13 protein-coding genes are annotated in these 21,202 nt (G+C 74.1%); 7 read left to right on the top strand and 6 right to left on the bottom strand.

Features of this window, described 5'->3' with window-relative positions:
- Position 1: 1 nt before the first annotated feature.
- Positions 2-2,167 (bottom strand): sensor domain-containing phosphodiesterase, encoded by a 2,166-nt coding sequence (locus tag I6A81_RS16100; RefSeq protein WP_307874703.1) that lies wholly within the window; start codon positions 2,165-2,167, stop codon positions 2-4.
- A 639-nt stretch (positions 2,168-2,806) separates the two neighbouring features.
- The gene (locus tag I6A81_RS16095) at positions 2,807-3,673 is read right to left on the bottom strand and encodes a helix-turn-helix domain-containing protein (RefSeq protein WP_203000929.1); all 867 of its coding nucleotides are present in this window, start codon (positions 3,671-3,673) and stop codon (positions 2,807-2,809) included.
- A gap of 1,740 nt (positions 3,674-5,413) precedes the next feature.
- On the opposite strand from I6A81_RS16095, the gene I6A81_RS16090 reads away from it, so the two are divergent.
- From I6A81_RS16090 to I6A81_RS16070, 5 genes are all read left to right on the top strand, one after another.
- Positions 5,414-5,644: a DUF397 domain-containing protein gene (locus tag I6A81_RS16090; RefSeq protein WP_407661316.1), complete on the top strand. Its 231-nt coding sequence runs from the start codon at positions 5,414-5,416 to the stop codon at positions 5,642-5,644.
- A gap of 77 nt (positions 5,645-5,721) precedes the next feature.
- Complete coding sequence (locus I6A81_RS16085) at positions 5,722-6,501, top strand: hypothetical protein (protein WP_203000933.1); 780 nt, start codon at positions 5,722-5,724, stop codon at positions 6,499-6,501.
- Between the two features lie 587 nt (positions 6,502-7,088).
- Positions 7,089-8,690 (top strand): pyridoxal-phosphate dependent enzyme, encoded by a 1,602-nt coding sequence (locus tag I6A81_RS16080; RefSeq protein WP_203000935.1) that lies wholly within the window; start codon positions 7,089-7,091, stop codon positions 8,688-8,690.
- A 161-nt stretch (positions 8,691-8,851) separates the two neighbouring features.
- A complete protein-coding gene (locus I6A81_RS16075; RefSeq protein ID WP_203000953.1) occupies positions 8,852-10,081 on the top strand; it encodes an aminotransferase class I/II-fold pyridoxal phosphate-dependent enzyme in 1,230 nt (409 codons plus the stop codon).
- Positions 10,082-10,787: 706 nt separating this feature from the next.
- Positions 10,788-11,873, top strand: a complete 1,086-nt coding sequence (locus tag I6A81_RS16070) for a hypothetical protein (protein WP_238428472.1) — start codon at positions 10,788-10,790, stop codon at positions 11,871-11,873.
- 289 nt (positions 11,874-12,162) lie between these two features.
- Here I6A81_RS16070 and I6A81_RS16065 read toward each other — a convergent pair whose 3' ends face one another.
- The 3 genes from I6A81_RS16065 to I6A81_RS16055 all read right to left on the bottom strand — a co-directional run bounded on the left by I6A81_RS16065 (position 12,163) and on the right by I6A81_RS16055 (position 17,241).
- Positions 12,163-13,797 carry an acyl-CoA dehydrogenase family protein gene (locus I6A81_RS16065; RefSeq protein ID WP_203000939.1) on the bottom strand — a complete coding sequence of 545 codons (1,635 nt, stop codon included), beginning with the start codon at positions 13,795-13,797 and terminating at the stop codon, positions 12,163-12,165.
- Positions 13,798-14,331: 534 nt separating this feature from the next.
- A complete protein-coding gene (locus I6A81_RS16060; protein ID WP_307874702.1) occupies positions 14,332-15,240 on the bottom strand; it encodes a histidine phosphatase family protein in 909 nt (302 codons plus the stop codon).
- A gap of 345 nt (positions 15,241-15,585) precedes the next feature.
- Positions 15,586-17,241 carry a long-chain fatty acid--CoA ligase gene (locus I6A81_RS16055; RefSeq protein WP_203005842.1) on the bottom strand — a complete coding sequence of 552 codons (1,656 nt, stop codon included), beginning with the start codon at positions 17,239-17,241 and terminating at the stop codon, positions 15,586-15,588.
- 645 nt (positions 17,242-17,886) lie between these two features.
- Here I6A81_RS16055 and I6A81_RS16050 point away from each other — a divergent pair.
- Complete coding sequence (locus tag I6A81_RS16050; RefSeq protein ID WP_307874701.1) at positions 17,887-18,423, top strand: response regulator; 537 nt, start codon at positions 17,887-17,889, stop codon at positions 18,421-18,423.
- 283 nt (positions 18,424-18,706) lie between these two features.
- Complete coding sequence (locus tag I6A81_RS16045) at positions 18,707-19,717, top strand: sensor histidine kinase (protein WP_203005843.1); 1,011 nt, start codon at positions 18,707-18,709, stop codon at positions 19,715-19,717.
- Between the two features lie 34 nt (positions 19,718-19,751).
- Here I6A81_RS16045 and I6A81_RS16040 read toward each other — a convergent pair whose 3' ends face one another.
- The gene (locus I6A81_RS16040; protein ID WP_203005844.1) at positions 19,752-20,729 is read right to left on the bottom strand and encodes a LysR family transcriptional regulator; all 978 of its coding nucleotides are present in this window, start codon (positions 20,727-20,729) and stop codon (positions 19,752-19,754) included.
- Between the last annotated feature and the right edge of the window lie 473 nt (positions 20,730-21,202).

Below are 21,202 nucleotides of genomic sequence, written 5' to 3'. Positions count from 1 at the left end.
GTCAGGGACCGCAGTGGGTGGCGGCGTGGTGCTGCCAGTGCCGGCTGTCCCGGGCCACGGGCACGGGCGGGATCGCGCCGCGGGGTGACCCCCCGCCGGGTGAGGCGAGGCCGGCCCCGGTCGCCGCGGCCGTGAAGACGGCGGTCAGCTTGTCGGCGCACATCGGCCGGCCGAACAGGTGCCCCTGGCCGAGGTCCGCGCCGAGCGCCAGCATGCGCGCCGCCTGCTCCGTGGTCTCCACCGCCTCGACCGTCACCACGTGCCCGAGCCGGTGGGCGATCGACACGATCCCGCCGACCATCTCGTCCAGCGCCCCGGGCTCCGCTCGTCCGCCCCCAGGCCGGACCACTCCATCGCCGGCTCCGGCATGGCCCGTGAGCGCGCCGGTCTCGGCGGGCACAAGATCCTCTCCCAGGTCGCCGTGGCCGCAGAGCTGGCCGGCGAGCTTGAGGGCCCGGGCGGGCAGCGACGTCAGGTAGGCGAAGTTCGAGTAGCCGGTGCCGAAGTCGTCGATGGCGATCCGGATGCCCGCGTCGGCCAGCTCGCGCAGCGCCTCCGCCGGCCGGCCGGCGGAGTTGACCAGCAGGCTCTCGACCAGTTCGAGCTGCAGGCGGCTCCGGTCGAGCCCGGCCCGGTCGACCACGTCGAGGATGGCCGGCACGACGTCCGGCTCCTCCAGTTGGCGGGCCGACAGGTTGACGCTGACGAACGGCGCGGTCTCGGGCGAGGATGCCTCGGGCGGGAGCGGCTCGGCCGTGCCCTGGCCGGGGGCCGCGGCCCGCGCCCAGCCGGTGGCGTCCCGGCAGGCGGTCTCCAGGACGTGCAGGCCGAGCGGCACGATCAGGCCGGACTCCTCGGCCGGGCCGATGAACGTGTCCGGCGAGAGCAGGCCGAGGCGGGGATGGTCCCAGCGGACGAGGGCCTCGGCACCCTGGATCCGGCCGTCGGTCAGCCGCACGATCGGCTGGTAGTGCACGACGAACTGACCGGCGCGCAGCGCGCTGGCGATCGAGCGGGTGAGCCGGGCCGTGGTCGTCTCCTGGCCCGGCTCAGGCCCGGCCGGGTCCGGCCCGGCGCCCGCCCGCCGGCGGTGGCCCGCCCCGGCGCGCCGGGCCGGGTCGTCGTGGCGGTCGGCCGCGTCGCCGGCGGCCCGCCGGTCGGGGCGGCCGGTGACGTCCTCGATCGTCACGGCGTAGAACAGGCCGTCGGCGACCGCGTCGTCGTCGACCATCGCCGCGGAGAGGCTGACCCAGACCGGGCCGGCGTCCGGGCCGGCCGGGCGGTCGAGGCGGAACACGCCGTGCCCGGGCCGGCCAGCCCGGGCACCCGCCCACAGGTCGATCACCTCGGACCGGTCGCGCGGGTGGAGCAGGTCCCAGACGTCGCCGATGGACAGGCGGGACAGGTCTCGGCCGACGATCTGGCGGGCGGTGTCGTTCGCCTCGAGGATCTGGCCGCAGTCGGCCACGACGAGGGCGCCGACCCCGGCGTGCTCGAACACGGCCCGGAAGCGCCGGTCGGCGAGCCGGCTCGCGCGCTCGGCCCGCCGCAGCCCGGCGAGCTCCGCACGGTGCCGCTGCTCGGCGGCGGCCACGGCGCGGGCGCGAACCGCGTCCCCGTGCCCGGACATGACCGCGCCGAGCACCGCGAACGCGGCGGGCGCGCGGCCGGGACCGGCGGCGGCGGACAGCGGCGGGCCGAGGACCTCGACCGTGCGGGCGAGGACGTCCGAGTCGGTGAAGCCGAGCCGGGCGAGCCGGGCGCCGACGGCCCGGCCGGCATCCCCGTCGACCGGATCGGCGACGAGGGCGACGAGCAACTGGCCGGTCAGCGTGCGCAGCTCGGCGCGCAGCGCGGCGTCGCCGGGGCCGGGCTGGTCGGGGAGTGATCCGCCGAAGGGCGATCCGTCCAGGGGTGGCGCGCTGAGGGGTGGGCCGTCGGACGGGCCGTCCGTCGCCACGGACAACAGGGCATGCGCGGCGCGCCCTGGGGGCGCGGCCCGCCGCGGTGCCGGTGACGCTGCCTGGCGCGCCACCGTTACCGTCACCGCCTCGTACCAGCGATCGGCGATCCGGTCGTCCACGGCGCCTTCCCTGCGGTCCGCGAGTTCATTGCACCCATGGTCCCAGAGCGCGATCTCGGCGCTGATCGCGCCCCCCGCGTTCACGTCTTGGCCTTCACCCGAAATGGCTAGCACAGGCACGTTATGTCCAGTTCCGCCGAACTAGTACGCACACATGCCTTGTAGGCATAGCCGTCGGGCCCCGGGCCGCCGGGCGCCGCCAAAGCCCGCATTAGCCCCAAAACGCCCGCCGGAGGGCCCGTCGGCGCTGCCCTCGGCGGCGCGCCGACCGCTGTCCGTCACGCCGCCCGGACGGCCGGCCCCCGCGGCCGCGAAAAACCAGGCGATACACCGCGCACTTGGACAAGCCGGCAACGAGAAGTTAACAGTACGGAATCAGACGATCGCCCGCGCAAGAGCGGTCACGGCGCGTGGCGTTGGTAACAATGTCCCGGTCCGTGCACGGGCACAATCCCGCCAGAATGCGTCGCGCAATGCACGGCGAATATGCACGCGACTTCTGCGCGTGCATTTGGATCATACGGCCGGCACCCCAGGGGGCCGGATGATCTCGCGTGCGCCCGCCACTTTGTCCGCCGGTTCTCCGGAATCGGTTCTCCGGAACGGTCGCCGACCGCTCGGCAGGGGCCGCGCGGCCTCGCGAGGCGAACGCGGCGACGCCCCCGGCGGTTGCCGGGGGCGTCAGGGCGCGGTTGGGGCCAGACGGGTCATGGACCCGGCGAGCTACAGGGAGGAGGCGATCTTCCTCAACACGTCGGCGGTGCGCGCCGGGGTGGTGCTGTCGACGCAGAGCCGGTCCATGGCCTCCATGTACCTGTCGACGTCCTCGCGTCGGTCCAGGTAGTGAGCGCCGCCGAGAACCTCGATGTAGACGACGTCCGGAATGTCCGATTCCGGGAACCGCAGGATACTGAAGGCACCGCCCTCGGCGGAGTGCCCGCCGAAGTCGAACGGCATGACCTGCAGAGTGAGCGACGGCGTGCTCATCAGTTCGACCAGGTGCTCGAGCTGCGCCTTCATGGTCTTCGCGCCGCCGATCGGGCGCCGCAGCGCCGCCTCGTCGATCACGACCCACAGGCGGGGGGCGTTCTCCCTGGTCAGGACCTTCTGGCGGTTCATCCGGACGGCGACCCGAGCCTCGATCACGTCCTTGGCGACACCCCGGTTCCCCTGGGTGATCACCGCCCGGGCGTAGTCCTCGGTCTGCAGGAGGCCGGGAATGAACTGGAGCTCGTAGGAACGGATGAGGGTGGCCGATTCCTCGAGGCCGATGTACGGCTGGAACCAGTTCGGCAGGACGTCGGAGTAGCTCTGCCACCAACCCTGTTGGTTTGCTTCACGGACCAGCGCCAGGAAGGGCGCCCGCTCTACCTCGTCGGTCACACCGTAAAGAGTAAGCAGATCCTCGACGTCGCGTTCCTTAAAACTCACACGACCAAGCTCGAGTCTACTGATCTTGGACTCGGAACCACGAATGTGGTACCCGGCCTGCTCCCGGGTGACGCCTTTCGCTTCACGCAGCCGCCGCAGCTGGGAGCCGAGCAGGATGCGACGAACGGTCGGGCCGTTGCCCGCCGGAGGTGTCGTCACTTCCCACTCCCCCTGATCCAGCCGTCGTAACGGTTAGCAAGCTTGTCCCTGTCCGCGCCCGCCGTCCAGTGTTGACCGGGGTAAAGATGCCTCAACCACCCGATCTGGTCACCCCCGGGGCGCGCGCTGGCCCGATCCGGATGGGTTGGCATGCATCCCGACTCGGCAGACAAATGGGCAAAATAGACATTTGCCCCGCCATGGCGATCACCCCGGCCATAACGCCGCACGTAGACCGCCCGACCGGCGCCGGGCGCGACGACACGCATGGATTTGCCACGGGAAGCCATTCTGCCAGCGGGCGCGACCACACTGTGGCGCGGCCCACACCATCGGGGGCGGGCAGTACGGCCAGCCAGGCGGCGGGCTCCCCTGCGGGGCCCGGTGCGGGAGCACCCCGGGCGGCGACGCACGGTCACCGCTGTCGCCGGCCGTTCCGGCAGGACCGCCCGAGATCCGCGGGAGGCGCCGTGACCGACCAGTGACGGCCCGCGAGCGTCTGTGGGCACGCCAAAGGGCGTGATGACCACGCCAGGGCGCGAAGCGCCCGCCTCAGACACCTGACCCCTCCGTCGCGGTCACCACGCGAGACCTTCCCGTCCCACGCCCCGACGCACCCGGCCCAACTGACCACGGTACGTCGCTTGAAGATTCCTACACCATCGCCGGCTCGTTGGCATCATCGCCCCGATATGAAACATTGCGCACAGGTTCCTGGACGTAGCGCTTGCATCCTGGCACGCAATGTGCCGGCCCGGACACGCACCTTCGCCACCGCGCCGCCATCCACGCCGCCGGGCCGGAAGGACCAGGCGGCCGAGGCCGCGCGGGCCGGCTAGCCGGCCAGCCTCGCCCCTCGCCGCCCCTTGCCAGGGCACCTCGTCTGCCAGGGCACGTCGTCCGAGAAGAGCGGCCGCGGTGTCCCGGCCGTCGCCGGCGGGTGTGGACGACGTGGGCCACTCAGAACGCGCTCGAATCGAGCGGACCGCGCGCCCGGACCGCGCGCCCGGGGGACGCGCCCGCGACCAGGCCCGCCGGCCGGCCGGCCGGCCCCGTTGCCTGATCCGCTCGGCCATCGGCGCGCCGCCGGTTCAGCCACCGGCGCGCCGCCGGCCGGAACGCCACGCCGCGGGGCGGAATCGCCACGCCGCCGGACGACATGGGCCTGCCACCGGCGGGGATGGCGCGCCCCGGGACAGATGGGTGCGCGCGACCCAGGCGGGTACCCACATAGCGGTCCATGTCAGTAGCCGCGCGGGTCATCCGTGCACGTGGCTGCTCGCCACGTCCGGCGGTCGCATCCGGCCCTGCGGACGCGCTGGCGTTCGGTCCTGCGTTCGCCAACAACGTTTGCACATACCCTCTCCCGGGCAGATGCACGTGCATGCGACCGTGCCATACTGTTCTTGCAAGCAACAAGCGCGGCGTTACCACGACTTCCGGGACGCGGAGGGGGGTGGGCTGGTGTACACGACCCGGCACCCGGGCTGGCGGTCAGTGCGGTCCGCCGCTCAGCCATCTGGCGCCCTCACCACCCAGCGGACCCGTGCCCAACTACCGGTCAGTGCCGACCGGGGGCCCCGCGCGCCACGGAGGCCCGACGTGAGCCGCCAGCACCGCCAGCTGTCTCCGAGCCGACCGCCACAAGCGGAGAGCTTGGCCAACAGGAACGACACGGATTCGGGGTGCGCCACTCACGGTGCCAACCCTCCCCGGCATCCCCAGGAGACCGCCTTGACCATGATCTACAACGGCATGTCCGCCGCCGCGCTCAAAAGCGTGACCTGGCAGAAGAGTCAGCGCAGCAACTCGCAGGGCAACTGCGTCGAGTTCGCGCGGCTCTCGGAGGACGCCGTCGCGGTCCGTAACTCCCGGGACCCGCAGGGCCCGGCTCTCGTCTACACGCTCGCCGAGATCGAGGCCCTGATCCTGGGTGCCAAGGACGGCGACTTCGACAACCTGCTCTGCTGATGTCCGCCTCCGCCGCCGCCGCCGGAGCCGTCACGGCTACCCACGCACCGCGCGTTCGCGACTGGTTCGGAGCCCGCATGGACACCCTCGCATCGGAGAAGACGCTGACTGGGGAGCGCATCTTCACGTCCAGCGATCTGCCATGTTTGTCGCTGCCCAACACCGACGGCCTCGTGACCTGTCGGTGGTTCCAGGACTCGATTCCCGGCCGGCCGGCGTGGCGGGCGCCTGGGGGAACATCACGGCCCGCGTGGGCGGAGGCCACGGCCGACGACGACGGCGGCCTGGGGCAACGCGGCCCCGGCCAGGTCTCGTTCGTCGTCGTCGACCGCGCCTGGCTGGTCCGAGAGGGCATGGACCGGGTACGCACCCGCGCCGTCGACGCGGTGGTGCTGCACGCCAAGGCCAGCCCTCCGGGCCGGACCGCCCTGGCGCTGGCGTTCAGCGCCTACCTGCGCATCCGCCAGCACCGGATGGGCCTCGGCGCGGACGTCGTCACCGCGGCGGTCCGCCCTGAACTCGCCGGCGCGCCCGGGATCTTCCGGGTGCCGCACCTGGTCACCGTCTCCGACGGGACCGGCACCGTCGCCGACACGATCATCTGGCAGGTCATGAGCGGCCCGCGGTACGACGCCTGGCTGGGCGGCGCCACCCGGCCTGACCACGTGGCGATCGAGGCGGCCCTGCCCAGCCTGCTGCGGCTGCGGCACCAGTGGCGGACCGGCCGGCTGGACCAGGCCCGCGCCGACACGCTGTCGGCCGTGCTCGACGGCGGAGACCTGACCGCTCAGAAGATCTTCCGTCACCCGCGTGTCGTCCTGCCCCTGGCGAACAGGGCGCTGCGCGGCTCCTTCTGACTGAACCACCGAGAGCCGGTGGTTGAGCCACCGGCAAGCCCGGCGGCGCTCCGCCCATGGCGGCCCTGCCTTCACCGGGCCACGGTTCTCCCCGACCACAACGGCGTGGTTCGGGGTCGCAAGTCCGACCCCGGGCCCCAACGACGTGGCCCGGGGTTCTTGTGCCTTCGAGGTCGTCGCCCGAAGCGGGACAGGCACGCACCGCGCCGCTCGGCCGGTTCCGCGCCCCTCGGATCGGCTGTGGGCTCGAACGGTTGGCCCGGCGGCTCGCGCGGCGACGAGGTTGGCCCTCCTCATTCCTCTCTTATGGGCCGCATTCCCTACACCTCTTCTTATGCGCCGTGATGCGGGGCCACGCAGGCCATATGCGTCATGCGCGTGGCCCACGGGTAGGGGACCCGGGAGGGCCCGTGCCGGGCGCGACTCGCGTCGAACGGCCGTGCTCTCATCGCCGGCGGTAACGTCGACACTGAGAGTTAGCGCGGCTCACGCTCCGAGGCGCCGCGGCCGGGCCGAGGCGGCCCGGCCGGCCAGCGCGCCAGGCGGCCGCCGCGCGACCACGCACAACCAGGCAGGCGGTGGCGGCGATGGGGATCAACAACGGCTCCAGCCGGGTCGACGACGGCGCCGCGGCGGGCGCGGCCGGCGGCGGCCCTCGGGTGTTCGACCAGGTGACCGACCTGGTCGGGGACACCCCCCTGGTCCGGCTCACCCCCCTGCTCGAGGACACCCCGGCCCCGGTCGTCGCCAAGCTGGAGTACGTCAACCCGGGTGGTTCGGTGAAGGACCGGATCGCGCTCACGATGGTCGAGGCGGCCGAGCGGGACGGCCGGCTGCGCCCCGGCGGCACGATCGTCGAGCCGACCAGCGGCAACACCGGCGTGGGGCTGGCGATGGTCGCCGCGATCCGCGGCTACCGGTGCGTGTTCACGATGCCTGACAAGATCAGCGAGGAGAAGCGGGCCGTCCTGCGGGCCTACGGCGCCGAGGTGGTCGTCTGCCCCACGGCCGTCGACCCGGACGACCCGCGTTCCTATTACTCCGTCGCGCGGGAGGTCACCCGCGCCACCCCGGGCGCCTGGAGCCCCGACCAGTACTCCAACCCCGACAACCCGGCGGCGCACCGGGCCAGCACCGGCCCGGAGATCTGGCGGGACACCGCCGGGCGGGTCACGCACTTCGTCGCCGGCATCGGCACCGGCGGCACGATCAGCGGTGTCGGCCAGTACCTCAAGGAGGTCAGCGGCGGCAGGGTCCAGGTGATCGGCGCCGATCCCGAGGGATCGGTCTACTCCGGCGGGAGCGGACGGCCCTACCTGGTCGAGGGCGTCGGTGAGGACATCTGGCCGACCACCTTCGACAAGTCGGTCGTCGACCGGGTGGAAGCGGTCAGCGACCGGGAGTCCTTCCTGATGACCCGCGGGCTCGCCCGCCGCGCCGGCCTCCTGGTCGGCGGCTCGTGCGGGCTGGCGGTCGTCGCCGCCCTGCGAGTCGCCCGCGAGCTCGGCCCGGACGACCTGGTCGTCGTGCTGCTGCCGGACTCCGGCCGCGGCTACCTCTCGAAGATCTTCAACGACGAGTGGATGTACGACTACGGCTTCCTCGAGCCCCCGTCGGACGAGCCCGTCGTCGCCGCCGTCCTCGCGAACAAGCAGGCGGAGCGCGCGGGCGCCGTCGCGGGCGCGCGCGCGACGGCCGGCAGGGGCGCGGCGGCCAGGGCGTTGGCCGCCGGCGCGGCGGCCAACGGGACGAAGACCGGCGGGACGACGACCGCCGCGGCGAAGACGGGCGGTACGAGGACGGGCGGGGGCGGCACGGCGGGCCCGCCGGAACTGGTGCACGTCCACCCGGACGAGACGGTCGGCACGGCGATCTCCTACCTGCGTGAGTACAACGTCTCGCAGATGCCGGTGGTCCGGCACGAGCCGCCGCTGCGGGCCGCCGAGGTGGCGGGCGCGGTGCTCGAACGGGAGCTGCTCGCGGCCGTGTTCGCCGACCGGGCAGCGGTCGACGCGCCGGTGGCGACGCACATGTCCGCGCCGCTGCCGACGATCGGCGCCGGCGAGCCGCTGTCCACGCTGGTGGAGGCGCTCGGTGGCGACGATCCGGCGGTGCTCGTGCTCGACTCCGGCAGCCCGGTCGGCATCCTCACCCGCGCCGACCTGCTCAGCTTCCTGGCCGCCCGGTGAGCGCGCGAGCCAGCGAGCCGGCGGCACGGCCCACCCTCGAGGCCGGTGCCCCGGGGCCGCGCGAGGCGCCCGGGCCCGGCGAGGCCACCAGGCGCGTCGGCCATGGCGGACCGGACGAGCCCGGCCGCGGCGGGCCGGGGCCCGGGTTCGAGACGGTCGCGGTGCACGCGGGCCAGGAGCCCGACCCGGCGACCGGGGCGGTGGTCGTGCCGATCCACCCGGCCTCGACGTTCGCGCAGGACGGGGTCGGCGTGCCGCGGGCCGGCTTCGAGTACGCCCGGTCGGGCAACCCGACGCGGATGGCGCTGGAGACGTCGCTCGCGGCGCTGGAGGGCGGGCGGGTCGGGCTCGCGTTCTCGTCGGGGCTCGCCGCCGAGGACGCGCTGCTGCGCGCCGTCTGCCGGCCCGGCGACCACGCGCTGATCCCCATCGACGCCTACGGTGGGACCTACCGGCTGTTCCACCGGGTCTACGCCGAGTGGGGGCTGCGGTACACCCCGGTCGACCTCTCGGACCTGGACGCCGTCCGGACGGCGCTGCGCCACGCGGGCGAGGCCGGCGAGCTGGGCGCCCGAAGCGGAGCCCGGCCGGCCGGAGGCGCGGGCGCGGGCGGAGCCGGGGGTGGCGGGCGGCGCGCCGGGGGCACACGGCTGGTCTGGTGCGAGACGCCGACCAACCCGCTGCTGTCGATCGCCGACCTCGCGGCGCTCGCCGAGCTCGCGCACGCCGCCGGCGCGCTGCTCGTCGTCGACAACACCTTCGCCTCGCCCTACCTGCAGCGCCCGCTCGCGCTCGGCGCCGACGCCGTCGTCCACTCGACCACGAAGTACCTCGGCGGGCACAGCGACGTGGTCGGCGGGGCGGTCGTCGTCGACGACCCGGAGCTGGCCGAGCGGGTCCGGTTCACGCAGAACGCGGCCGGCGCGGTGCCCGGGCCCTTCGACGCCTGGCTCGTGCTGCGCGGGATCAAGACGCTGCCGGTCCGGATGGACCGGCACTGCGCGAACGCGGCCCGGGTCGCCGAGCTGCTCCTCGGCCACCCGGGGGTGGCCGAGGTCCGCTACCCGGGGCTGCCCACGCATCCCGGGCACCTGGTCGCCGCCCGGCAGATGTCCGGCTTCGGCGGGATGGTGTCGTTCTCCGCGCGAGGCGGGGAGGCAGCGGCCGAGGAGATCTGCCGGCGGACCAGGCTGTTCACCCTGGCCGAGTCGCTCGGCGGGGTGGAGTCGCTGATCGAGCATCCGGGGCGGATGACGCACGCCTCCGCGGCCGGCTCCCCGCTGGCCGTGCCGGGCGACCTCGTCCGGCTCTCCGTCGGCATCGAGTCCGTCGACGATCTGCTGGCCGACCTGCGCCAGGCGCTCGACGCCGCCGCGGCCCTCACCGACTGAAGGTCAGGCCTCCCGTCCGGCACGCCGCCCAGCCGTCAGGTACACCGCCCGGCCGTCGCGCGCGCCGCCCGGACTGTCGGGCACGCCGCCCGGCTGTCGCCGGTGGCGGTGGTGCTCGCGGCCATCCATCAGCCCTGGTCAGCCGGGCGCCGGGGCACTATCTTCCCACCACGGCATGCCTAACCGGCATATTTGATCGTCGACTACGCTCCGCAACGATCAAGGGGTCGGAACGGCCGCCGCCGCGGCGATCGGAACCGGAGTCCCGATCTCCGCTATACCCCCCAGTAAGCCCAAAATGTTGACGCAAGGTGAGCGAACCTAGCGGTACATCGACTTGCCCAAGACAACCGCGCGACGGGGGGCAAAGCCAGCGCCGGAGCGTTGGGTGGCGTTCTCCGGGGCATCCCCCGCCCCAAATCGGTCCAGAGAACACCATCCGTGGCCAGTCAGCTAACGTCGGTAGACAGTGGACATGCAGGCGGCGGCGCACATCGGCGACGCATTACTGTCCTGGCAGGTTGTCGCAACAGTGGCGCATGACGCCGCCGCGCGGGTCTCGGTAACGCAGAGCCATGCAAGCCCGGCCCGTTCAGGGCAGCGGCGCCGCCTGCGCAGCCTCGTCCATTGACCACGCAGCGCAACGGAGGGGTGGGGCGTGGGAACAGCGAACCCAACAATCACGGGCGGTCCGGCGTGGCCCGGGGTGCCTGCTGAATCCGGGGTTCCCGCCGGATCGGCGGAGCCGATCGGGGAGGTCCGCGAGCCGATCGAGGAGGTCGTTACACCGCCCGAACAACGCAACGCCGGGGAGGAACCCGTCGACCCGACACAGCCAGCCGCCACCGACGACGAGTCGGCGGCGCAGAACCCGGATGACGCGCTCTCGACCGGCGAGCGAGCCGGCCGCCTGTTGCGCGAGTTGCTGACCAGCACACCGGAGTACCGCCGGATGTGGGAGTCCCGGGTCCGCCGGGCCAGCGCCCAACAGCCGAGCTTCGCCGCGGTGGCCCGAGTGGTCGCCGAGTACCTGTGGAACGCGGGCATCGTCGCCGAGGAGGACCAGGAACTCGACCGGGCCCTCAAGGACCGGGTGAGCCGGGCGCTCGGCGGCGGGCGCATCTCCGCGCAGACGATGGAATGGTTCATCGAGGCGTTCGGCATGCGCAAGCACGAGGCCGGGCTGTGGGCGGCGTTCGCCGGCCTCACCGACCCCGGCGTCGACGCGAACTCCGGGACGCTGCGCGGCGGCCCGGCGCTGATCCTGCCGCAGCGGCACCGCACGCTCGCGCTGTTCGAGCGTTACCGGTGCGACGCCTCCGGCGCGCTCGTCGAGCAGCACACCCACCAGGTGATCGCCGCCCAGGAGGACGGCGTCGCGGTGTATCCGTGGGTACTGCGGGCCGATGCGACCGAGGGCAGGATCATCGTCGGCGGCAAGGCGGGCGCCCAGCACGCCTACAGCTCCCGGCTGAACCTGCTGGAGATCGAGCTGGACCGCACGCTCGGCCGAGGGGCGCGGCACGCGCTGGAACTGCTGGCCCGGTACCCGGCCGGGCAGCCGGCCCGGGAGGTGCGCCGCGCGGTGCGGGCGAAGGCGGAGAACGTCGACATCTCGATCACCTTCGACCCCGCCCGTCCGCCCAAGGACCCGCGCTGGACGGTGTGGAGCACGCACGAGGGCGGGCTGATCATCGACGACGAGCCGGTCCAGCTCTCCGCCGACGGCACCGTCCACCGTTTCCTGGGAGCCGTCCACCACGCGGTCGTCGGCTTCCGCTGGAGCTGGTAGGGCGGTCGCCTCAAGGTCGCCTAGGGGCGACCATCGGCGCTCCGCCGCCGGACGCTCCGCGCCCGGCCAGGCCCTGTCGGTGGTCGGGCTGTAAGGCTGAGGCAGCCCCTGTCCGAGGCCGGTGACGTGGCCGGGTGGGCGGCGCGCGTTGCCGACGCGGCGTATGTCGCGATGTGGGGTGGCTGAAAGGCGACACGGCGCGGCGCGGCCGGCGTTGACGTGGGGACTGGCGCCCCCGCCTCGACGCCGGGCCGCGTTGGGCCTGCCGGCCGCGGGCTGAGGTGGTGTCTCAGGGGCGGGTGGCGGGTGGGACTCGGGCGAGGATCGCGGCGGTGTCGGTGCCGCGGGGCAGGGTGCCGAAGGCGCGCCCGCCGCACGTGCCGAGCCGGGTGGCGCAGAAGGTGTCCGCCACCGCTGCCGGCGCGTGCCGGACCAGCAGCGACCCCTGCAGCACCAAGGCCATCCGCTCCACCAGCGCGCGGGCGCCGAACTCCAGGTCGTCCGGGGACAGCGACTCGATCCCGGCGATCTCGGCGCGCACCGACGCCACCGCGAGGTCCAGCCGCACGTCCCCGCCGGCGGCGCGCTCCAGCTCCGCGTCGTAGGCGGCCCGCGCGGCCGGCTCCCTGGCGAGCGCGCGCAGCACGTCGAGGGCGTTGACGTTGCCCGCGCCCTCCCAGATGCCGTTGAGCGGCGCCTCCCGGTAGAGCCGGGGCATGGCGGACTCCTCGGCGTAGCCGTTGCCGCCGAGGCACTCGAGCGCCTCGGCGACGAACGCCGGCTGGCGCTTGCAGATCCAGAACTTGGCCAGCGCGGTTCCCAGCCGGGCGAACGCGCGCTCGTCCGCGTCGCCGCGCACGCTCCGGTCGATGGCGCCGGCCAGCCGCATGACCAGGGTGGTCGCCGCCTCCGACTCGACCGCGAGGTCCGCCAGCACGTTGCGCATCAGCGGCTTGTCGACGAGGAGCGCGCCGAACGCGGCCCGGTGGTGGGCGTGGTGCAGTGCCTGGATCAGCGCCGCGCGGGTGCCGGCGGCCGAACCCAGCGCCGAGTCGAACCGGGTCAGCGCGACCATCTCGATGATGGTCCGTACCCCGCGGCCCTCCTGCCCGACCAGCCAGCCGACGGTGTCGTCGAACTCCGGCTCGGCGCTCGCGTTCGACCGGTTGCCGAGCTTGTCCTTCAGTCGCTGGATGCGGAACGTGTTGCGGCTCCCGTCCGGGAGCACCCGCGGCACCAGGAAGCACGACAGCCCGCCGGGCGCCTGCGCGAGCACCAGGAACAGGTCGCTCATCGGCGCGCTGGTGAACCACTTGTGCCCGCGCAGCCGGTAGCCGCCGTCGGGGTGCTCGGTGGCGGTCGTCGTGTTGACGCGCACGTCGGAGCCGCCCTGCTTCTCCGTCATCGCCATGCCGGCGATCAGACCGAGCTTGCTGGCCGGCGGGCGCAGGCCCGGGTCGTAGACCTGGCTGGTGAGCAGCTTCTCGTAGGTCGCGGCGAGCTCCGGTTCGGCCCGCAGCGCCGGGATCACCGCGTAGGTCATCGAGACCGGGCAGGTGTGGCCCTGCTCGGCCATGCTCCACACGTGCAGCCCGGCGGCCCGGGCGACGTGCGCGCCCGGGCGGGTGCTGGCCCACGGCGCGCCGGCCAGGCCCTCGCGGACGGCGACGTCCATGAGCGCGTGCCAGGAGGGGTGGAAGTCGACCTCGTCGATCCGGTTGCCGTAGCGGTCGTGGGTGCGCAGCTCGGGCGTGAACCGGTTCGCCAGGTCGGCCCACTGGGCCGCCCGCTCGGAGCCGGCAAGCCAGCCGAGGCGGCGCAGGTCGTCCACGTACCAGCAGGCGCTTTCCCGCCGCAGCGCCGCCACGAGCACCGGATCGTCGGCGGCGTCGTACTCGACCAGCGGCGGCGCCTGGTTGGTCACCTCGTGCGTCGTCGCCGGCCGCGACCGCGGCCGCCCGCCCGCGCCGCCGCCTCCGGGCCCGCGGCCTCCGGGCCCGGAGGCCGGCCGCGGCCCGGCCCCGGCGCCAGGAACCCCGCCGTCGATCGGCGAGGAACCCCGGCCCGCGCCGGGCAGACCCGGCGCGCTCACTAAGTCGGACGCGTCCGACGTGTCCGGCCCACCCGCCCTCACCGCCACGAGTCACCCCTCCTCAGACCACCGCCCGCCGTGCCCGGCCCGACGATGGCGCTCGTGCCCGCCCCGCGTGGCCGGGCCCGGGCCTCGCCCGCCCGGACCTCGCCCGCCGCGCGGCGCCGCCAGTAGGCGACGGCGGCCCGTCGGCCGGCGAGCCCAACCACGATCGACCGTCCCGGGCGCGTCGGCGCCGGGACGATGTCGCGCGCCAGAGGCGCGCTTCCGGTCCGCGCGGTCGCGAGCATTCCCGGACCGCATCGACCGGCGCCGTTATCGTGCGCCCGGATCCGCTCGGTATCCAGTCCCAACTTGGCGGGCCGGTCAGCGGTAGCTGAGGAACTCACGGCCAGCGGCGTCGATGTGGCTGTGTTCGTTGACCGAGATGAGGCTGGTTCCGGACCGGCCAGACACGATTTTGCTGATGCCTCCGTTGATCATCACTCGGTTCAGCGAGACGAGGCCGTCGGCGCCGAGGCCAAGCAGGCGGGCGCAGACGGCCCCGATCGGGCCCGCCGAGGAGAAGACCACCGCGGTGCCACCCGAGCCGAGGCGGCGCACCAGCCCGTCGAGCGCGTCGCCGACGCCGTCGCTGAAGGCGACGAAGCTGCCCGGGCCGGTGTCCGTCCGCGACACCCACTCCGACAGCGCGACGTCCAGCAGCCCCTGGAACGCCCGCGACGACATCCCGCGCGACGGCGGCAGCCGCTCGGCCGCCGCCGGCACGTCGCCGATGTCGGCGTGCCGGTCGATGAGCCAGTCCTGGTCGTACTCGTTCCACCGGGCGTCGGGCTCCACCTCGCCGGCCCAGCCCGCGACGCCCAAGCCGTCCTGGCCGTCAGTGACGTCCTGGCCATCAGTGACGTCCGGGCCGGCCGTGACGTCCGGGCCGGCCGCGCCGTTCGCCACGGCGAGGCCCGTGCCCGCGGGCGCGCCCGCGCCGGCCACCGGGGACCCCAGGGCGGCACTCGCGGCGGGCCGCGCGGCCCGGCCGCCGGGCGCGGCGGGGCCGGCGGCCGGAGCCGCTCCGGCGTAGGCGGCGAGCGCGGCGCGCGCCGTCTCTCGCTGGCGACGCAGCGTGCCGCTCACCGCCAAGTCGACCCGGACGCCGCGGGCGCGCAGCTCGGCGCCGACCAGCGCCGCCTGCCGGTAGCCGAGCTCCGAGAGCACGTCATAGTCCGCCGACCCGAAAGAGGCCTGGCCATGCCGCACCAGATAGATGACGCTCAACACCGCCTCCAGCCGACTCGGGCCCCACCCGACCGGCCAGGACGGGTCATCCGGCTGCCCAAGCTATCCGCTCGTCTCCGCGGGCGCGATCGCTTGCGCGCGCCTCCGAAACGGGCGTACCCACCCGGTCCCGGGATCCTTCGGCCGGCGACGTCCGCCGACGCCCGACTCGCCCCGACCAGCGGGAACGTGGCGGCGGGTTCGCGCACTGCCTCGCGAGCCCACCGACACGCCGACACGCCGACATGTGGGAGGTCTTCCGGAACCGGGCTGTTCCCGGGGGGACCGCCCCGGGAACAGCCCGGTTCCGGTCGCCGGATGGCCGGCGTCAGTTGCCGGAGGGCGGCGTCAGTGGGAGGAGACCAGTTCGGGCTCCAGCTCGCCCAGGGCGTACTGCTCCCGCAGCCGCTTCTTGTCGAACTTGCCGACCGAGGTCTTGGGAACCTCCGAGATCACCGCCCAGCGCTCTGGAACCTGCCAGCGGGCAATCTTGTCGGCGAGGAACTCGCGGAGCTCGATGAACGACACCTCGGCACCGGAACGTGGCACGACGAGCGCCAGCGGCCGCTCGCCCCAGCGTTCGTCCGGCACTCCGATGACACTCGCCTCGGCGACCGCCGGGTGCGCCATCAGCAGGTTCTCCAGCTGCACCGACGAGATCCACTCGCCGCCGGACTTGATGACGTCCTTGGCCCGGTCGGTGAGCGTGAGGTAGCCCTCCGGGCTGATGTGCCCGACGTCGCCCGTCCGCAGCCAGCCGTCGTGGAACTTGTCCTCGTCGTCGACGCCGTAATAGCCGCCGGCGATCCATGGGCCGCGCAGTTCCAGCTCGCCGGCGCTGACGCCGTCCCACGGCAGCACCGAGCCGTCGGCGCCGACCAGCCGGGCGGCGACGTTCGCGACGAACCGGCCCTGGGTGAGCCGGTAGGGCCAGGCCTGCTCGGGAGTGAGTCCCGCGGGCGGGCGCGCGACGGTGACCATCGGCGACGTCTCGGTCATGCCGTAGGCGTGCAACAGCGTGATCCCGAGCCGGTCGTACGCCTCCATCAGCGCGGGCGGGCAGGCCGAGCCGCCGACGACGGCCTCCTTCAGCGAGGAGACGTCGATGTCCGGGTTCGCCTCCAGGTGGGCGAGCAGGCCCTGCCAGATCGTCGGGACGCCGGAGGCGCGGTTCAGCCGGGTCTTTTCGATCATCCTGGCGAGCGGCTCGGGCTGCAGGAAGGGGCCGGGCAGGACCAGCTCGACGCCGGAGTAGAAGGCGATGTAGGGCAGCCCCCAGGCCAGGACGTGGAACTGGGGCACGATCGCGAGCACCCGGTCGGACTGCGAAAGCCCCATCATCGCCGGTCCAACGGCGGCCATCGAGTGGAGGAAGATCGATCGGTGGCTGTAGACGACGCCCTTCGGGTCGCCGGTGGTGCCGGACGTGTAGCACATCGCGGCGGCGGCGTTCTCGTCCGTCTCCGGCCAGTCGAACTCGCCGGGCCGGCCGGCGATCAGCTGGGCGTAGTCGTGGACGCCGATCTCGCGGCCCGCGGCGGCCGAGACCGCGGCGAGGTCGGTGTCCGCGCCCGCCGGGCTGTTGACGATGACGTGTTCGATCGTCTTCAGCGCCGGCAGCAGCGCGCTCACCGGCGCCAGCAGGGTGTGGTCGACGATGACGACCTTGTCCTCGGCGTGGTTGGCGACGAAGGCGATCTGCTCGCCGGGCAGCCGCAGGTTCAGCGGGTGCAGCACCGCGCCCATCGCGGGCACCGCGTAGTAGGCCTCGACGTGCTCCTGGTTGTTCCACATCAGCGTGGCGACCCGATCGCCCTGGCCGACCCCGAGCTCGACCAGCGCGTGCGCCAGCCGGGCGGCGTTCGCGCCCGTCTCGGCGAAGGTCGCCTCGGTCAGATCGCCGCCGGGCTGCGCCGTGAACAGCTTCTGGTCGGCGTAGACGGTGACGGCGTGTTCGAGGAGCCGTCGGATCCCCAACGGTACGTGCTGCATCGTGCTGGTCATCGGTGCTGCCTCCGTCTCCCTTCGGGCGCGGGTCGTCCAGGGTGCGAACCGTACGGGTCCGTGGGTGACGGCACAATCACATCCAGTCGCCACGCGGCGGCCGTGTCCGAGCGCGCCGAGCTCCCGAGGATCCGCGACCGGGTCCCCGCCGGACCGACGCCCCAGAAGATCGGCGACCCGGAAGACCGGCGACCGGCGACCCACCGGGAGGCCCGGGGAGGAACGCCCCGCCCCCGGCCAGCTGGCGCACGGTCGCACCTCCTTCGGACATCGGCGGGTCCACACCGCCGACCGGATGGGACCGGCACCTCCGGGTAGCCCGCCGGTGCCCTTGCCGCCACCTCGCGAACACCACCCGCTTGAGCAAACCGGCCTCAATGTGAGGCCGGTCACGACCAGTCTGCCGTAGAACGCCCATGGCAGCCAGATCCGATACTGGGTAGTCGGACCAAATGTCTCTATTGACGAGACCGACTTCGCCGTTCTCGGGCGGGATGTCGACAGCCCCACGACTGCCGTATGGTGTAGCCGATCCACTACTGTTGCCGACCACATCCCAGAGCCGGCGAGCGAGGCGAGCGGGGCCCGCGAGGCGGTACGGAGCGCGAACACGGACGCGCATCCGAGGCGGAGCGAGGTGAGCTGGTGCGAGCGCTGGTCGTCGACGACAACGACATGATCCGGACGCTGGTCAGCCGGCTACTGCGCCAGGACGGGCACATGGTGGACGTCGCCGGGTCGGTGGAGGAGGCGCTCACCCACCCGGTCTCCGAGTACCAGGCACTCATCATCGACGTCCGGCTCGGTTCCGGACGCGGGACGGACCTCATCGAGCGGATGCGCGCGCAGGACCCGTCGATACCGGCCCGGTGCCTGCTGCTGAGCGGCGGAATCGAGGATGACCTGCCCTCGGACGTCGCCCTGCTGCGCAAGCCGTTCAGCGGCGAGGACCTGGCCACCGCCGTCCACGGCCTGCGGGCGGGCTGCCCGACGCTCGGCCAGGCCGAGCCGCCGGACGTCGCCACGGCCAGACTGATCACTTCGGGCCACGCCGACGGCTCCGGCTCGGAGCCGCCGGCCGGTCGCCCGGACGGGCCCGCCGGGAGGCCGGCTGGCTGGGAGGGCCGCCGAAGGGTTCAGGGTCAGGGCTATCCGGACGAGGACTGGTTCGGTCCACGGTGACCGTCCCCGAGCAAGGCCGGACGGTACGGCGGCCGGCCGGGGACGGGGCGGCATCCCGCGTGGGAGCCGGTCCGCGCGAAGACTCGTCCCGGGCGGGCGGTTCCTCGCTGTGAGCGACGCGCCGACGCCTGGAGGTGCCGCCTCGATGGACCGAGGGCGGGCCGGCGGCTACGGTTTGCCAGTGGATCGTGGAGCGATCGCGCGCGGACCCCGACAACAGGTGGCAGTCGCCACTTCTTCCTCGCCTTCACCGGCTGCGTCGCCGGCCCGCGCCGCCGTCACCGTGAACGCCACGGCCTCGGCCGCGCCCACGGGCACGTCGGCGCCCGGGCGGCCCGGACCACCGGACGCGAACCCTCCGGCCGCGCCCCGAGGCTCTCAGCTCACCGACCTCGCGGAGCAGCTCTCGAACCTGCCCGACCGGCTTCCGGACCTCCCAGCGGACCTCCCGGATCGGCTCGCGGACCTGCCCGACCAGTTCCGCCGATCGGGCAGGAACCTCGGATCCGGCAGGGACACGGTCGGCGATTCGGCGGGAGCCCCTGCCGGCTCGGCGACCGACCCGGGGAACGAACAGACGCGGCTGCTCATGCGGCTGATGGTCGCGGGGCAGGAACGCGAGCGTCGCCACCTGTGCGACGCCTTCCACGACGGCCCGATCCAGGACCTCACCGCGGTGCTGCTGACCTGCTCGGCGGTGCGCCGCTCGCTGTCCGGGCCGGCGGCGGAGCAGCTCGCGGCCCTCGAGTCCCAGCTGCGCGACACCATCACCTCGCTGCGCCTGCCGCCGCCCGCGTTCCGCGCCGGCAGCGACGCGCGAAAGATCCTCGAGACGGCGCTGGCGGGCCGGGTACGCGGGCCGCTCGCGCACACGCTCGACACCGTCCTCGACGTGGACGACCCTGAGCCGGACCGAGGCCAGATCGCCGAGCTGCTCGGCGCCGTGCAGCTGCTGCTCCAGGAGGGCGACCCGCTGCGCCCGGCCGCGCACGCCCAGGTCACGATCCGGTCCGGCAAGGACGGGGTGGCGCTGACGCTGCGGGTGACGCCCGACCCGCTGTCCACCGCCGCGAGCCCCGACGCCGGCCAGCACGCGCGGGCGCGCACCGAACGGCTGAGCCGGATCGCCGCGCTGACCGGCACCCAGGTCGTCGAGGACCGGCCCGGCGGCCTGTGGTCGGCGTCGCTCGCCTGGCCGCATCCCGACCCGGCCGGCACGCCTCCGGGCTTCCACCCCCGGGTCGAGCACCGCCCCGGCCTCGCGGTCGTCCACGCCCTCGCCAACGACCGTTAGTACCCATCCGTAGATCTTGGCCGGGGCGCGCGGCCTAGGAAACGGCCGGGGCCGAAGGGGGACGGACCAGGCCGGGCAGCGGGAGGGCCGCCAGCAGGTCGAGGAAGGCCGCCGCCGTCGGCGAGAACGCCGCCCGGGCGTAGCCGACGACCGCGACGACCGGGGCGTCGGCCAGCTCGACCCGGTGGGCCACCAGGTCCGTGCGCACCGCGGCGTCCGGGACGAGCGCCACCCCGACCCCGGCCGCCGCGAGCCGCGCCGCCGCGTCCACCGTGCGCGCCTCGACGGCCGTGCGCGGCGTGAACCCGGCGGCGCCGCAGGCCTGGAGGACGAGCGTGCGCAGGCCGTGGCCCGACGCGTACATCACCCAGTCGGCCGCGGCGAACACGCGCAGCGGCACGTCGGTCGCGCCGGCGCGCGGGTCGCCGGCGGGCACGACGAGCACGTAGCGCTCGTCGCCGAGCCAGCGCACCGGCCCCGCCCAGTCGGGCGGCCGGCCGCCGACCGCGACGTCGGCGCGCCCCTCGGCCATGTACTCCTCGAGGCCAAGCCGGTCCGGGAACTCGGTGATCCGCGGTGGCACGGCCGCGAACCGCTCCCGGAAGCGGCTGACCGCTTTCGGAAGCACCCAGGTGGCGAGCGACGTCAACGTCGCGACGTGCAGCGCGTCACCGTCCAGGCCGGCGGCGGCCCTGGCCCGGCCGACGGCGGCGTCCGCGTCGGCGAGCAGGCCCCGGGCGGCGTCCAGGAACGCCCGTCCCGCCGGGGTGAGCCGCGCCCCCCGGCTGGAGCGTTCGAGCAGGTCCATACCCAGCTGGCGTTCCAGCGCGCGCAGCTGCTGCGACAGCGACGGCTGGGCGACCAGCAGCCGCGCGGCGGCGGCCGTGAACGACCCCTCCTCCGCGACGGTCACGAAGTAGACCACCTGCCGCAGGTCGAGCCACGGCCGCGTCGTCGCGTTCCCACCGGCCGCCCCGCCGCCGGTGGGCCGCGGGCCGTCTCCTCTGGTCACCTCAGCGCCTCCGGCTCAGCGTCGCCGGCCTCGTCATCGCCGCAAGCTATAGGAATTGACTATAGCCCCGGGTGGGTTTGCGTCTTGGACCCGCGCCGGGGAACGCGGGACCATGGGGGCGGACGGGTCGCGACGACGCGAACGCTCCTTGGTGACGGTCTGGCATGGCGACGATGCCGCCAGCCGCGCCCGACCACCGGCCTGGCTCGACTCCCCTGCTCCCCGGGACGGGTCCGCCGGCATCGGCACCGGCGCCGGACGCACGGCACACCTGCCCAGCCACCAGCCCAGCTCCGTCGGCGGGCGAGGCGGACGCGGACGCGTACCCGCCCGTCGGGCGGATGCCGTGGCGGCCGCGACCTCAAGCCTGATCGGAGAGACATGCTCGCCCCCCACGGTCCCGCCAAGGTCACCGTTCTCGCCGGCGGGGGGGGTGTAGACCCCGCCCCCCGCCGCGCCCCCCAGGCGGCCGG

Source organism: Frankia nepalensis, from assembly GCF_016786325.1.
Taxonomy (GTDB): domain Bacteria; phylum Actinomycetota; class Actinomycetes; order Frankiales; family Frankiaceae; genus Pseudofrankia; species Pseudofrankia nepalensis.
The sequence above is the reverse complement of the archived record's forward strand: the minus strand, read 5'-3'. Positions and strand labels throughout refer to the sequence as shown.

Bases quoted from the DNA above. Each gene is read 5' to 3' on its own strand.
- I6A81_RS16080 (WP_203000935.1), top strand. From the start codon at position 7,089: ATGGGGATCAACAACGGCTCCAGCCGGGTCGACGACGGCGCCGCGGCG.
- I6A81_RS16085 (WP_203000933.1), top strand. From the start codon at position 5,722: ATGGACACCCTCGCATCGGAGAAGACGCTGACTGGGGAGCGCATCTTC.
- I6A81_RS16055 (WP_203005842.1), bottom strand. From the start codon at position 17,241: ATGACCAGCACGATGCAGCACGTACCGTTGGGGATCCGACGGCTCCTC.
- I6A81_RS16090 (WP_407661316.1), top strand. From the start codon at position 5,414: ATGATCTACAACGGCATGTCCGCCGCCGCGCTCAAAAGCGTGACCTGG.